Origin of the sequence: Nostoc sp. NMS9, from assembly GCF_017114995.1 — a bacterium.
Lineage (GTDB): Bacteria > Cyanobacteriota > Cyanobacteriia > Cyanobacteriales > Nostocaceae > Nostoc.
The window spans coordinates 35,898-48,949 of the sequence record NZ_JABXKL010000048.1; the positions used below are offsets into that span (position 1 = coordinate 35,898).

14 protein-coding genes are annotated in these 13,052 nt (G+C 42.7%); 5 read left to right on the forward strand and 9 right to left on the reverse strand.

Annotated features, from left to right (window positions below; translation table 11 throughout):
• Positions 1 to 591: 591 nt before the first annotated feature.
• The 4 genes from HWQ40_RS15175 to HWQ40_RS15190 all read left to right on the forward strand — a co-directional run bounded on the left by HWQ40_RS15175 (position 592) and on the right by HWQ40_RS15190 (position 5,807).
• The gene (locus tag HWQ40_RS15175; protein ID WP_094348002.1) at positions 592 to 999 is read left to right on the forward strand and encodes a hypothetical protein; all 408 of its coding nucleotides are present in this window, start codon (positions 592 to 594) and stop codon (positions 997 to 999) included.
• A gap of 4 nt (positions 1,000 to 1,003) precedes the next feature.
• The gene (locus HWQ40_RS15180; protein ID WP_292779077.1) at positions 1,004 to 2,269 is read left to right on the forward strand and encodes a glutamate-5-semialdehyde dehydrogenase; all 1,266 of its coding nucleotides are present in this window, start codon (positions 1,004 to 1,006) and stop codon (positions 2,267 to 2,269) included.
• A 506-nt stretch (positions 2,270 to 2,775) separates the two neighbouring features.
• The gene (locus HWQ40_RS15185) at positions 2,776 to 4,347 is read left to right on the forward strand and encodes an alkaline phosphatase (RefSeq protein ID WP_292779170.1); all 1,572 of its coding nucleotides are present in this window, start codon (positions 2,776 to 2,778) and stop codon (positions 4,345 to 4,347) included.
• Positions 4,348 to 4,955: 608 nt separating this feature from the next.
• Positions 4,956 to 5,807 carry a universal stress protein gene (locus HWQ40_RS15190; protein ID WP_292779080.1) on the forward strand — a complete coding sequence of 284 codons (852 nt, stop codon included), beginning with the start codon at positions 4,956 to 4,958 and terminating at the stop codon, positions 5,805 to 5,807.
• Between the two features lie 176 nt (positions 5,808 to 5,983).
• On the opposite strand, the gene psbM is transcribed toward HWQ40_RS15190, so the two are convergent.
• The 5 genes from psbM to HWQ40_RS15215 all read right to left on the reverse strand — a co-directional run bounded on the left by psbM (position 5,984) and on the right by HWQ40_RS15215 (position 8,919).
• Positions 5,984 to 6,100, reverse strand: a complete 117-nt coding sequence (gene psbM / locus HWQ40_RS15195; RefSeq protein WP_084227279.1) for a photosystem II reaction center protein PsbM — start codon at positions 6,098 to 6,100, stop codon at positions 5,984 to 5,986.
• Positions 6,101 to 6,277: 177 nt separating this feature from the next.
• Positions 6,278 to 6,574 (reverse strand): 2Fe-2S iron-sulfur cluster-binding protein, encoded by a 297-nt coding sequence (locus HWQ40_RS15200; RefSeq protein WP_292779083.1) that lies wholly within the window; start codon positions 6,572 to 6,574, stop codon positions 6,278 to 6,280.
• 185 nt (positions 6,575 to 6,759) lie between these two features.
• Positions 6,760 to 6,897, reverse strand: a complete 138-nt coding sequence (locus HWQ40_RS15205; RefSeq protein WP_006195022.1) for a photosystem II reaction center protein K — start codon at positions 6,895 to 6,897, stop codon at positions 6,760 to 6,762.
• 78 nt (positions 6,898 to 6,975) lie between these two features.
• Complete coding sequence (gene tgt, locus HWQ40_RS15210; protein WP_292779085.1) at positions 6,976 to 8,124, reverse strand: tRNA guanosine(34) transglycosylase Tgt; 1,149 nt, start codon at positions 8,122 to 8,124, stop codon at positions 6,976 to 6,978.
• Positions 8,125 to 8,466: 342 nt separating this feature from the next.
• Positions 8,467 to 8,919 (reverse strand): hypothetical protein, encoded by a 453-nt coding sequence (locus HWQ40_RS15215; protein ID WP_292779087.1) that lies wholly within the window; start codon positions 8,917 to 8,919, stop codon positions 8,467 to 8,469.
• A gap of 376 nt (positions 8,920 to 9,295) precedes the next feature.
• Between HWQ40_RS15215 and cobS the strand changes: the two genes are divergently transcribed.
• The gene (cobS, locus tag HWQ40_RS15220; protein WP_292779089.1) at positions 9,296 to 10,069 is read left to right on the forward strand and encodes an adenosylcobinamide-GDP ribazoletransferase; all 774 of its coding nucleotides are present in this window, start codon (positions 9,296 to 9,298) and stop codon (positions 10,067 to 10,069) included.
• A gap of 113 nt (positions 10,070 to 10,182) precedes the next feature.
• On the opposite strand, the gene HWQ40_RS15225 is transcribed toward cobS, so the two are convergent.
• From HWQ40_RS15225 to HWQ40_RS15240, 4 genes are all read right to left on the reverse strand, one after another.
• Complete coding sequence (locus HWQ40_RS15225; RefSeq protein ID WP_094347993.1) at positions 10,183 to 10,638, reverse strand: PPC domain-containing protein; 456 nt, start codon at positions 10,636 to 10,638, stop codon at positions 10,183 to 10,185.
• A gap of 86 nt (positions 10,639 to 10,724) precedes the next feature.
• A complete protein-coding gene (locus HWQ40_RS15230; RefSeq protein WP_104908223.1) occupies positions 10,725 to 11,402 on the reverse strand; it encodes a ComF family protein in 678 nt (225 codons plus the stop codon).
• A gap of 40 nt (positions 11,403 to 11,442) precedes the next feature.
• A complete protein-coding gene (locus HWQ40_RS15235) occupies positions 11,443 to 11,931 on the reverse strand; it encodes a GNAT family N-acetyltransferase (RefSeq protein ID WP_292779173.1) in 489 nt (162 codons plus the stop codon).
• A gap of 332 nt (positions 11,932 to 12,263) precedes the next feature.
• The gene (locus HWQ40_RS15240) at positions 12,264 to 13,019 is read right to left on the reverse strand and encodes a glucose 1-dehydrogenase (protein ID WP_292779096.1); all 756 of its coding nucleotides are present in this window, start codon (positions 13,017 to 13,019) and stop codon (positions 12,264 to 12,266) included.
• Positions 13,020 to 13,052 lie beyond the last annotated feature (33 nt).

Here is a 13,052-nt window from a genome sequence, read left to right on the forward strand (position 1 = left end):
TAGCTCTGCACTCTTGTAAACCCATCCAAATGTGGACAAGTAAGTCAACATTAGCCACAATCCTTATATATTTGGACAAAGAGTTACACACTACAATAGATATTTTAGCAATTCCCGCTCTGGAAACGCTTGTGAACTCCGTAGATATTGGACATAATGCCGATCTAACCTTGAGAACTGATAGTAATATATAGTGACAGTGACCCAAAGGTAAATTAGCGGGTTTGTTGATGTGTGTTGTTTACGAGGGTAGCCTTCCCAAAAGATTTGCTTTAGGAGCGATCGCCACCTATGCTTGAAATTGTACCAGGTGTGTCAGCATAATAAATCCCCAAAAACGCAACCACATTACCTTGAAAGCGACAGATGAAGAGAAGGAAGTTTTTAAACAAGATCGCCAGCTATGGGGAAAGACTACAAATAGATAACTCTGTACTAATTTGGCAACTAGTATACTTAAAGTTAGCGGCATCTACTATTTTTAATCAGGGCAATGTTTGTATCGCCTTTCTATGTATATAAAGACAGAAGCCTCTAAGGTATTATATTCTCGCAGTTCGTGTAAAACACGCTCAAGTTATTAGAACGCTTGTGCAATCTCAAAAACCCGAAAAAATCGATTTCAATACCGAATACCCCTGTCCCTGTCGTCGCCGGGGTCAGTTAATTCCGATTACGCTGACAGAAGCATTTGGTTGCGATCGCTGTCAGCAAATCTTTGTGGTAGAAGATAATGGTCATGTCTTAGAACAGCTTTCTACCACCTATCCCTACAAACGGGCTTGGCGTTGGATGGGAAATAGTTGGCATGTTGTCCATCCCCGCTTAGGAGAAAGCTATCTGCCTATAGCGCTGGGCATTATTTTCGTGCTAGTGATTATATGGCTGCCATTAGCACTGCGATTGGCAAATGGTTCCAGCATTATTGCTTGGGCAATGGTGGCGGTGCTATTGGCTATCTTACCAGCACTAATGGTCTGGCTTACCTACAGACGTTAACTCAATGACTGTTGAAGTTTTGGATGACCACCCCGAACCAATTACTAGTGCCCAACGAGCCTATCAAGCTTCCCTAAAGTTGGGACTCACAAAGGGAGCAGACCGAAGTCGTGCAGTATTGGCGATGGCACAGGCGATTGAGCGCTCATTTGACGACATTCTAGAAGCCAATACCTTGGATTTAGAAGCCAGTCGGGAAATGGCAGTGCCTGAGTTGATATTGGACTGGCTGAAGCTGACTCCCACACGACTAGAGATGACAGTAGACATTTTACAACGGTTGGGGGAATTATCAGATCCGCTGCGACGCGTCAGAACCGCTGATTATCAACTGGAAGATTCCCAGAGTTATACCCAGTTAATGCCCTTGGGAGTAATTGGATTTATTTATGAGGCGTTTCCCGATTTAGGGGCGATCGCAGCGGGTTTTTGTATCAAAACTGGCAATTGTATAATTCTCAAAGGCAGTACTGAAGCTAGCCATTCCAACGCCGCCATCGCTGAGGCACTGCAAAATGCGATCGCAGAAGTTGGTCTAGCTCCGGGCTGTCTAGAACTGATCACAGCAGAACATGGTGCTTCAATTCGGGATTTAGTCACCCAAGACCAGTACGTGAATTTAGTGATTCCCTACGGACGTTCTAGCTTAGTGCAGCAGGTAGTCCGACAGTCAACTTGCCCAGTTTTAAAGTCAGCGATGGGTAACTGTTACCTTTACTGGTCGCTGAATAGCAGCTTAGAAATGGTGCGCTTGATGATTCTTAATAGTCATCAAAGTGAACCCGATCAAGTCAACGCCATTGAAAAGGTACTAATTCATCGTCAGGCCTTGCCATCATCAATAGCCGTTTTATGGAACAGCTTGATGGAAAAAGGCTTTGAAATTAAAGGGGATGCAGAACTAGTACAAGCCTTTCCTCAGTTGCAGCTGGTAAAAGAAGGCGAATGGGGAAACCCTTATTTAACAAGGACAGTAGCTTTTAAACTGGTGGATAGCTTAGAGGCTGCGATCGCCTGGATTAATGAATACAGCAGTGGTCATGCTGACTCCATCGTGACTGAATCTTACCAGGAAAGTCGGCAGTTTGCCTTGGGAGTTAACAGTGCCTCTACCTACATCAACACTTCCCCGCGTTTTTCCCGCAACCCTTCCCGGGGAGATTCAGTATTTCTCGGCATGTCTAACCAAAAAGGTCATCGTCGGGGATTTATCAGCTTGGAAACTTTGACCACCGTTAAGCACATTGTTCAGGGAAATGGCAGATTTTAAATAATTCGTAATTCGTAATAACGCTCCTGCGGACGCTCGAGTACTCGCTACCGCTTCTCTACGAGACGCTACGCGAACGCTAACGTAATTCGTAATTAGAAGAAGGTTTGCCAAAAGTGCCTATAGCGGCAGTTCTGTTTCGGTTGGGATCTAAATGTCCTACAAAATTCTCCCAATACCCCAATCCAATTTTAAACTTAACACAATCTTAATTTCTGCTTGATCCTGGGTTGGTAAGTTTTTTGTGGTTGGTTGAGCAGCTATTAGGAGACAAGTCAAATCAACATAATTAGTAATTACTAATTCATAATTCATAATTATTAGACGATTTACAATCTGCTGTTTCTATAAGAAGCAGCCATATTTTGTTTAGGTCTAAATCCCCATACAAAATGCAATTACGAATTACGAATTACGAATTATTTAAACTACTATTTGTGCTTTTCGCAACTGACCCTTCTTAAGTTTGCCAACTGAACTGTATTTACATCTGGGTACGGGTGAATATGGAACTTATGGATGGTACGCGCCTCCTAGCAAATCGTTGCAGAAGGCGGAATTTTTTATTGGGTGCAGGATTCTTAACGGGATTAACAATCGCTAGCCAATGGCATCCTGTATTGGCTAATTCAAGGTTTTCTAGCTATCCGTTCAGTCTTGGTGTTGCCTCTGGCGATCCTTTGCCGGATGGTGTTGTTATCTGGACACGACTGGCTCCAAATCCACTCTCTGGAGGTGGAATGCTATTGGTAAATGTTCCAGTACGGTGGCAAGTTGCCCTTGATGAAAACATGAAACAGGTTGTGCGGCGAGGAACAGTACTAGCAACACCAGAGTTAGCACACTCAGTCCACGTTGATGTCCGTGGGCTAAACCCTGACCATTGGTACTGGTATCAATTTCAAGCAGGTAAGGAAGTTAGCCCCATTGGACGGACTCGTACAGCACCAGCATTTTATAGCTATACCCAACAACTGAACTTTGCTTTTGTCTCCTGTCAAGACTGGCAAAATGGCTACTATACGGCTTATCGGCATTTAGCTGAGGAAAACCTTGACCTTGTGGTTCATTTAGGTGACTACATCTATGAATACGGGCCACAATCTGGTGGGCCCCGCCAGCATAATAGTCCAGAAATCATTACTCTTTCCGACTACCGCGATCGCCACGCCCTATACAAAACTGACCCGAATCTCCAAGCTGCTCATGCGGCTTTTCCCTGGATTGTCACTTGGGACGATCATGAAGTTGACAACAACTACGCCAACTTAATCCCGGAAGATAACCAAACCCAAGAGGCTTTTAGAAAACGCCGAGCCAATGCCTACCAGGCTTACTACGAACACATGCCCTTACGTCAGTCTTCATTGCCCAAGGGCCCAGACGCGCTGCTTTATCGGCGGTTGACTTTTGGTAATTTAGCTGAGTTCAACGTCTTAGACACCAGGCAATACCGCACTAATCAACCTTGTGATGACGGACTTAAGCCTCGCTGTCCCCAAGCTTTTGATACAAATGCTACCATGACCGGCTCAGAACAAGAGCAGTGGCTACGAAAAGGGTTAGACCAATCGCGATCGCGCTGGAATGTGATTGCTCAACAGACCATGCTAGCCGAGTACAATTTCAATAGTAGTCCAGGTGTCGGTGTCTTCAATTTAGATCAGTGGGACGGTTACGTGGCTGCACGTAATCGGCTTTTGAGTTTTCTCAACCAGCGCCAACCCTCTAATCCAGTGGTAATTAGTGGAGACATCCATTCTAGTTGGGTACACGACCTCAAGCTTGATTTCAATAACCCAAACTCACCAACTGTAGGCACTGAGTTTGTAGGAACCTCAATTACATCTGATTTTCCCACGGCATTCATCGCTCCAGCTCAAGCTTCCCTAAGCAACAATCCCCATACTAAGTTCTTTGACGGTGCTTACCGAGGATACGTCCGCTGCAACCTGACTCCAAAACGCTGGCAAACTGACTACCGCGTTGTATCAAGCATCGTTGACTTGAATGCCTCTGTCAAAACCCTAGCTTCCTTTGTAGTCCAAAACGGACAACCAGGAGCACATCTAAGTTAAGCAAATCTCACAAGCAATTAAACAAACCCTCCAGATTATATTTGGAGGGTTTCAATATAGCCTTAAATATAATTCCGACTATTAAAATATCCGAATTCGGATGTTGTTATCCCGCATTTTGCGGGTGTTTGGATATAACAATCCTATCTGAGTTAACAAAATTGCAAAACACTTAAAAAAGGTAGAGAATATGGGAAATTCAGCAGGAATGTAGACTATTCAAGTCGGAAGCGATCGCCTGTTAAAGATTACACTAAATCAATTTTGCTGAAGAGTTATTTTGGCATTTCTTTGCAATACTTAACTAACTTTTAATTAAAAAAATTAACATAGATTAAAAATAATAACTAAGATTATAATTTATTAAGTTCATCGGGCTACATTGAGAGTATGCTTAATAGTTGAAAGTTTAAGTAACTAAGTGCAAATAAACTTAAATATTTGTTTAGTTTTTTATCCTTTGCCATTTGTTTTAGTGTTAAATACTAAAAAACAAAGTTTATTTGTGCCAACTTACTAACTAGGCTGTCAAACAAGGTGGTGAAAATCCGACCAGAGCCAAGTACCAACAGCGAAAACAAAAGTAAACTTCACAAAAATTACGTAAAATGATCAGAAGAATTTTGCTGGCTGTATCGGGATTGGGACACGCAGAGGAAATGCTCAAAACCCTGAAAGAAATCCCTTCAATTCAATCTGCAAAAGTTACAATTTTGCATGTTGTTCATGCACAAAGTACTGCCGCTACCATGACAGCTAAATGGGAAAATGGTGGCAAAATTCTGGCGAATGCCATTCAAACCTTGAACTTAGATCCTAGCCAAGTTTCTTCAATTTTGCGTGAAGGCGACCCCAAAGATGTGGTTTGCCAAGTAGCTGATGAAATCGACGCTGACTTGATTATTATGGGTTCACGCGGACTGAAGCGGCTGCAATCGATTTTATCGAACTCAGTCAGTCAGTATGTTTTCCAACTATCTTCTCGCCCCATGTTGCTGGTAAAAGATGACATTTATGTTAAAAGAATTAAGCGCATTATGGTGGCAATAGATAACTCTGACTCAGCAAAAAACTGCTTGAAATTGGCACTGTTTTTACTCCGAGATATTCCGGGCGGCGAATTAATTTTGGCAAATATTAGTACAGATTTTGGCGGTAAAAAATCGGAAATAACCAAGGTTAACTCAGACAAAAATCCAGTTTTAGCAGCTGCTGTTGCAGAAGCTGAAAAACAAGGCATCCAATCTCGTTCTTATATCAGCAGTGGAAAACCTGGTGAAGAAATTTGTCGATTGGCAGAAGAGTTGAATATAGACTTATTATTGCTCGGTTCTCCAGATCGTCGTCCATCGATCGCTAAGAGTTTTGTTGATATAGATCGGCTCATCGGATCTTCCTTGTCTGACTATGTTCGAGTCAATGCCACTTGTCCAGTATTGTTGGCGCGGACAATCGCTTAAAGTAAACAGTGCTGAGTATAATAATTGTTGTCACAAAATAGTCAAGAAATAAGATTTGTCTTGTCTTTACTATTCAGCACCCAGCACAGGCTACGCTAACAGCACTAAATTGATAGTTGATAAATAAAAACCCCTACACTATTGGTGCAGGGGTTATTTATTTTATACACAAATTCTTAACTATCTTTTCCACCTTCGCGGCTAGCAGTTTGGATGTACAGAATTAGTAAAAACACAGCAGGGACTAGTACGAACAAAATGCTCGCTATGAACCCCAGGTCATTAACTTGCATGGCAAGAAAGCCTCTCTTAAATTTCCAGTCAACAACATTAGGATAGCATCAACGATGACAGAGTTATACCAATTCAAAATTCAAAATTCAAAATGTCCGCGTAGCGTCTCGTAGAGAGGAAACTTAATTTTGGTAAGTATTTTGACTACTGACTGGATACATGACAGATTTGAGAACTTAAGGCTTCGTGACTACGCTGACTGAGCCATTCACTAAAGTTTGACAGGCAAGGCGGTAATTTTCTGGCTTTTTCTTGAATTTCCGGTTTTCTACATCTGTGCGGGGGGAAAGATTTTCTAGTCCTTCGACTATCTCCACAACACAAGTACCACACTGACCATTACCACCACAATTGGTCATCTTGCCAATCAATGTATATATGTCAATACCATTTTGTATCGCCTTGAGCCGGAGATTAGCACCATCTGCTGCCACTACTTCTTTATTTTCTTTAACGAATTTGATATTACCCATAACTGATTCCTCCTTGACTGTAAGCTTGGCTTTCAAGGCTTCATATTGACATGGACTAATTAACATCTTATTTATTATAATAATTCATTACAAAATATTAATAAATATTAACTTTAGAAAACATAGCGCTGCAAAAAAATAGGACAGGTAGAGTACCTGTCCTATAAATTGAAAAATAGATTAACTTATCTAAATCCCACGGCTGCTTGCCAAACAAAAGCAAGCAACAAGAAGAATACGGGGATAACTGGGAGAACGTCTACCAAAGGATCGAAGATTTGGTAAGCTTCTGGCAGTTTTGCTAATAAAAGTGCTGCTTCCATGTTTGTTTAAATCCACCTATCCAACACAGCTTTCATAATTGAGAAGTATCTTAACATGGTTTGAGTCTTGATCATTGGTCAATAGTCATTTGTAATTTCACTCTCATCTGATGCCGATTCAGATGAGTTGAGCCAGTGACCAAATTCTGCAACAAAGCGATCGCTCAATATTGCTTCTCTAATTTTTTGCGTAAAGCGAATTAGTTCGGTAATGTTGTGAATGCTCAACAAGGTATAAGCTAAAATTTCTTGCGATCGCACTAAATGAGATATGTAAGCACGGCTAAAATTTTGACAAGTGTAGCACGTGCAAGTTTCATCTAATGGCGTAAAATCTTCACGAAACTTAGCATTTTTTAAATTCCAGCGTCCGCCTTGGACTATCGCTGTACCATGTCTTGCCCAGCGGGTGGGAATGACGCAATCAAATAAGTCTATACCAGATGCGATCGCGATCGCCATTTCCCGATAAGTACCCACACCCATCAAGTAACGCGGCTTTTCGGGGGGTAAAAGCGGTGCTGTCACTTTGACAATCTCAGCCATCAATTCTGGCGGTTCTCCCACACTCACGCCACCAATGGCATATCCGGGCAAATCCAACTTAGCCAAAGCTTCCGCCGCACGGCAACGCAAATCCAAATACACGCCCCCTTGCACAATCCCAAACAACGCCTGATCGCTGCGTTGATGAGCCGTTATGCAGCGTTCTAACCAGCGGTAAGTGCGCTCAGTTGCAGTTTCTACCTCTTGGCGAGTCGCTGGGTAGGGCGGACACTCATCAAAGGCCATAATCACATCGGCCCCCAAAGTATTTTGAATCTCAATGGAGCGCTCTGGTGTTAAATTAATAATTTGTCCATCATGGGGCGAGCGAAAAGTTACGCCTTCTTCAGTAATTTTTCGCATCTCGCTTAAGCTGAAGACCTGAAACCCACCTGAATCTGTGAGCATTGGGCCGTTCCAACCCATAAATTTGTGCAACCCACCACCCCCAGCCACGATCGCTTCCCCTGGTTGTAGGTGAAGATGATAAGTATTGGATAAGATCATTTGTGCCCCAGTATCTCGTAGCTGAGATGGAGTAATAGTTTTGACATTCGCCAGCGTTCCTACTGGCATAAATCTGGGGGTTTCTACAAGACCGTGAGGGGTGAAAAACACTCCTGCTCTAGCTTTTGTCTGACTACAGCAAGCAAGACATTGAAAAGAAAAATTAGCACTCATGCCATTTGGAATTTTAGATTTTAGATTTTGGATTGTGAAACACTAATCGGTAAAGAGTTTCAGAAATCCATAACTAGTACAACGCGGCAGAAATAAACCTACCATTTCATTACAGTCAGAAAGCTTAAGATGAAAGCTTTTTGACTTTTGACTTTTGACTTTTGACTTTTGCCTTGCGGTACTAGCAGCCATAAAACCAAATGGTATTAGGGCAAAATTAATATTATTTGGCTAAATTATGAACAAACATCAAGATTGGTAATTGAGTTTTAGCGAACACTTAAGCATTCATTACTAACCTAGTTACCAACTTTACGAGTATATACTCTAAATAATTGTTATTTAGAAAGAATCAGAACAGTCATCGTCAATTTCTGCATCCCACCTAGCTGAGAGTACTTGTTCCATCATCGCTTCTATAGCGCTGACATTGAAGCTTCGCTCTCGTCGCTCTTGTAAAGGGGTTGATCGGGGAATCAACCGCAGACACAATCCTTCTTGTATCAAATCGAAGTAGGTTTCTTGTTGCGATGACTGTTTTAGTTCCAAGTAATCAAAACTACAAACATTCAGATATAGCGCGCGGTTAGCCACTAAGGTAGACCTTTGCGGATTGGCAAAAACTTCCATCACATCCCCTTCACCCTCGCTCAGTACCTTATCTTCTTGGGTGTAGATGTAGTGGACTCGACCTAAATCTGCCAGCAATCGCCGGATGTCGAGCTTATTCACAATGATGCCCGTGTTAATAATGCACGGAGCTGGTATCCTGGTGTCGGGTAGATGGTGACTCATAGGAAAATTGCGATTGAGCTAAGGAGAGCAACAACATAGCTAAACTGTCATAATTGAATAGCTTGTTTACTCCCTACATTTAAAAAAATATCAATTTTATGGGGCAATCGTCTAATAATTTGGAGTAAGTTTTTAGTTAACGAATACAAAACACAAATTTTGCTCCCTGATGGAATTTTAATTTCCTAAGTTACTCGTTTCTGTATAAAAAAATACTCAAAATTATTTGTTTACCACTTAGACCAGCATAACAAAATTTTCAACGAGAATGTTTAATAGAAGTAAATCTTATTTAAAGTTTTAAAGTCTACTGATATCGGTTGTACCGAAATTATGACTATTATCCAGCAATTTACCAAAAATTAATGTAATTCAGATGACGAAACAGCAACAGTGGTGGAAAAAGCTGCTGTTAAAGCTGGCAGCTAGTATTATATTTTATACAAGTATTCCACTACCGTATTTAAACGGATTGGACTTTCAGGGAGTGGCACGTCTTGCTTCGCTTGTTGGGTTGATAATTGGGGGAATTTTAGGGTTACTGGATACGGGGATGGATTATCTGGGGATGCCCGTGCTAACTCGTAGTGCTTTGGTAGTAAGTGTTTGGATTGCCATAACTGGAGGATTGCACTTAGATGGGGCAATGGATACTGCCGATGGTTTGGCAGTGGGCGACCCAGATCGGCGACTGGAGGTGATGGCAGATAGTGCTACAGGAGCCTTTGGGGCAATGGCTGCGATCGCCTTGGTGATACTGAAAATAACAGCTTTAGCGGATATGCCAGAAAGCCGTTGGTTATTGCTGATGGCTGCTTGTGGCTGGGGACGTTGGGGACAACAACTAGCGATCGCGCGATATCCTTATTTGAAAGCAACTGGTAAAGGCGCATTTCACAAACAAGCCATTCGTTCTTACAAAGATTTGTTACCGGGATTGTTGTTGTTGTTTAGTTTGAGTGGTTTACTTTGGCTAATAGATAAACAGCAGCTATTTCTCGCACTGACAATGATAGTTGTTGGAAGTGCGATCGCCACTTTAACTGGTGCATGGTTCAACCACAAATTAGGTGGACACACTGGAGATACTTACGGCGCAGTCGTTGAGTGGACTGAAGCCCTATTTCTTTGTGTATTGACCGTTTTTTAAGATGAAGAGAGTGGGGAAGAAGGGGGAAGGGGGAAGCAGAGGGAGCAGGGGAGGTAGGGGAAGCAGGGGGAGAAAAGAATTAATAACTAATAGCCCAATGCCCAATGCCCACTTCATTTAATCGGTTGCAACTTTGTCACCTTGAGTTTAAAAGCCCCAACCCCAGTTTCCCCAAAAGACCGGACACGAATCACATAACTCCCTGTCTCCACGATGCGAGTAAAGAGTAAGGAATTGCTACTACCATCAGGGCCATCATCATTTTCTGCCAGAGTTGAACCATCAGGTGCCAGCAGTGTAATGATGCTGTCAAAGTTTTCTGATGACAGGTCAACTGCTAAATTATCACCCTTCTGCAACTTCACTGTGTAATCACGGGCAAACCCACCTTGACCGGTGGGAATGTCTTTGTCAGACAGGCTATCGGAAAGTTCAGTACTGTTAGATAAAGGAATTGGACTATACAATTTATTTTGAGCAAAAGCTGCGCTGGTACTAATGCCTATTGCCAGCAATGTGGCAGGAATGATGATGAGTTGTTTTAAACCTGCCGCCAAAACTTTATTCATACATTTCAAGCAATTTTTCTACAAAAATAGGGTAATTTGGTCAATTTATGTACTTATCTGTCAAAGCTTGCCTATTGCTTCTTAATTTATCCGTCTTTGACGGCAGTAGCTACAGCTACTAATCCTAAGACCACAATTCCATACTGACGAAGTGTTTGCACAGCAGACCTGGCAGTAGCACCAGTAGTATAAATGTCGTCCACTAACAGCACTGGGACATTTGGAGGACGATGGCGAAATTCTTGCCCAATAGCAAAAGCTTTATCCAAGTTTTTTTCTCGTTTAGATACCGACAAACCAAACTGCGCTTCAGTTTCTCGCACTCTTGCTAAACCGTTTAGTTTCAATTTTAATCCGGTTATTTCGCAGAAACTTTGTGCTATCAGTGCGGCTTGATTGTATTTACGTTGCTTTTGTTTGCTAGCGTGGAGTGGGATAGGAACTACTACAGGCTGGCTATCTCGCCTCGGTGAATTTAACAACCATGCTTCCCCTAACCATTGACCCAAAGGACGAGCTATTTGGGGTTGATTTTCGTATTTCATCGCTGCAATTGCTCGTTTCACCGGGCCACCATATTCCCCCCAGCCAAACACAGGTATAGGCTCTTGCCATAGAGAAATCGGGTCTTTACGTTGACATTTTTGCAGTTGTCTGGTGCAGTTCTGACAGAATTCTTGGGAAGTTGCGCGTTGACATAGAGGGCAATGGGATTGGAGAAAAAGATTGAGTAAGCCTGTGAGATTTTTAATCCAAGCGTGCATTTAGAATTGTCCTTTGTCATTAGTCATTAGTCATTAGTCATTAGTCATTGACCAATGACTTAACATACACGCGATCGCATCTTGTTGTTTCTACTCCTGTTGCTGGAGTGTAGCCGTTGCTTTCATACAGCTTGACTGCTTCCACCAAAACACTGGCGGTTTCAATCCAAATTTGTTGAAAACCACGCTTTGCGATCGCTGCTTCTAGCTGTTGTAACAAATATTTCCCTAATCCCAAACCCCTGATGCTGGGCAAAAGATACATTTTGCGGATTTCTACAGCTTTTTCGCCTCGGTGTATGGGGTAGTATGCTCCTGTACCTACTAACTGACTTTGGTGTTCAATTACCCAAAACTCTCCCCCAGTAGCTAAATAACATTCCTCTACACGCAGCACATCTCGGTCAGCACCGTTTGGTTCCCAACCCAGACCGTATTCTGATAATACATAACTGATCACTTCAGCGGCTCTTGTGCGATCGCTTTTCACCCAATCACGAATTAAAAAATCTTGATAATAGTTTTTCATTACCATTTGCTGGTCAAGTTTACACAGAAAAATTTTCCGCATCTATATCCCAATTTACTCAGCAAATAGCAATTCTTGCAGAGTCCATTTCAGGCTGTACTCTCAAGGCGTGAATTATGTAAGTGCTGAGAAAAGTCTATCTTTAATAAAGAAATTGGCTCTACATCTACGATAGACATAAAGCCATGAGCAGTTGCTGTGTGGAGGAGCGAAAAGTAAGTGGTTAGCTGGGATTACCATCAGCGCTCCTCCGGCAACAGACAAGGAAAGAATCGACTCACATTCTGAAATTTGTTTACAGTCAAATGAGTTAAACGAACTGCGCCAAATGCCTAACGAAGTCCACCCGATATGTACAGCGTTTCGCCGGTGATCCATGCTGAATCGGAGGACGCAAGAAAGACGACGGCAGGTGCGATGTCCTGTGGCTGTCCAATGCGGCCAAGGGGGGTGTGTGCTTCAGTTTGTTGGCGGTCTTCGCTCTTGGCTACAGTTATTCCTGCTGTGTACGTGCCCTCCGTTTCCACCATGCCAGGATTGATGGAATTAACACGGATGTTGCGTGAACCCAGTTCTTTGGCTAGTGACTTCGTGACGGCATCGACTGCCGCTTTAGTGGCGCTATAGACCGAGCCGTTCGCGGGCGCAAGCGTGCTAACGATCGAACTGATATTGATGATGCTGCCACCCGCCGATCCGAAGTGCTTTACTCCCTGTTGTGAGGTGAGGATTAATCCCAGCACATTCAGATCGAAATGCTTATGGAAATGCTCTTCGGTGATGTCTTCGATTGGGGAAAATTCATAAATTCCGGCATTGTTGACCAAAATATCTAGCTTGCCGAATACCTGCTGCGTCTCTGCAAAAAGATGTTCGATCTCTGCCTTTTTTGCAACATTTGCCTGTACTGCGATCGCCTTACCGCCTTCGCTGACAATCTCAGCGACAATGCGATCGGCTCCTTCTTTGCTAGATGAATAATTGACGACAACTGCCGCACCTTCGGCTGCCAGATGTTTGGCAATAGAGGCACCGATTCCTTTGGATGCACCCGTAACAATTGCAATTTTCCCTTCTAGTTTTTTCATGATTATGAGTGCTGTAGTTGTTGAGTTTGAAAG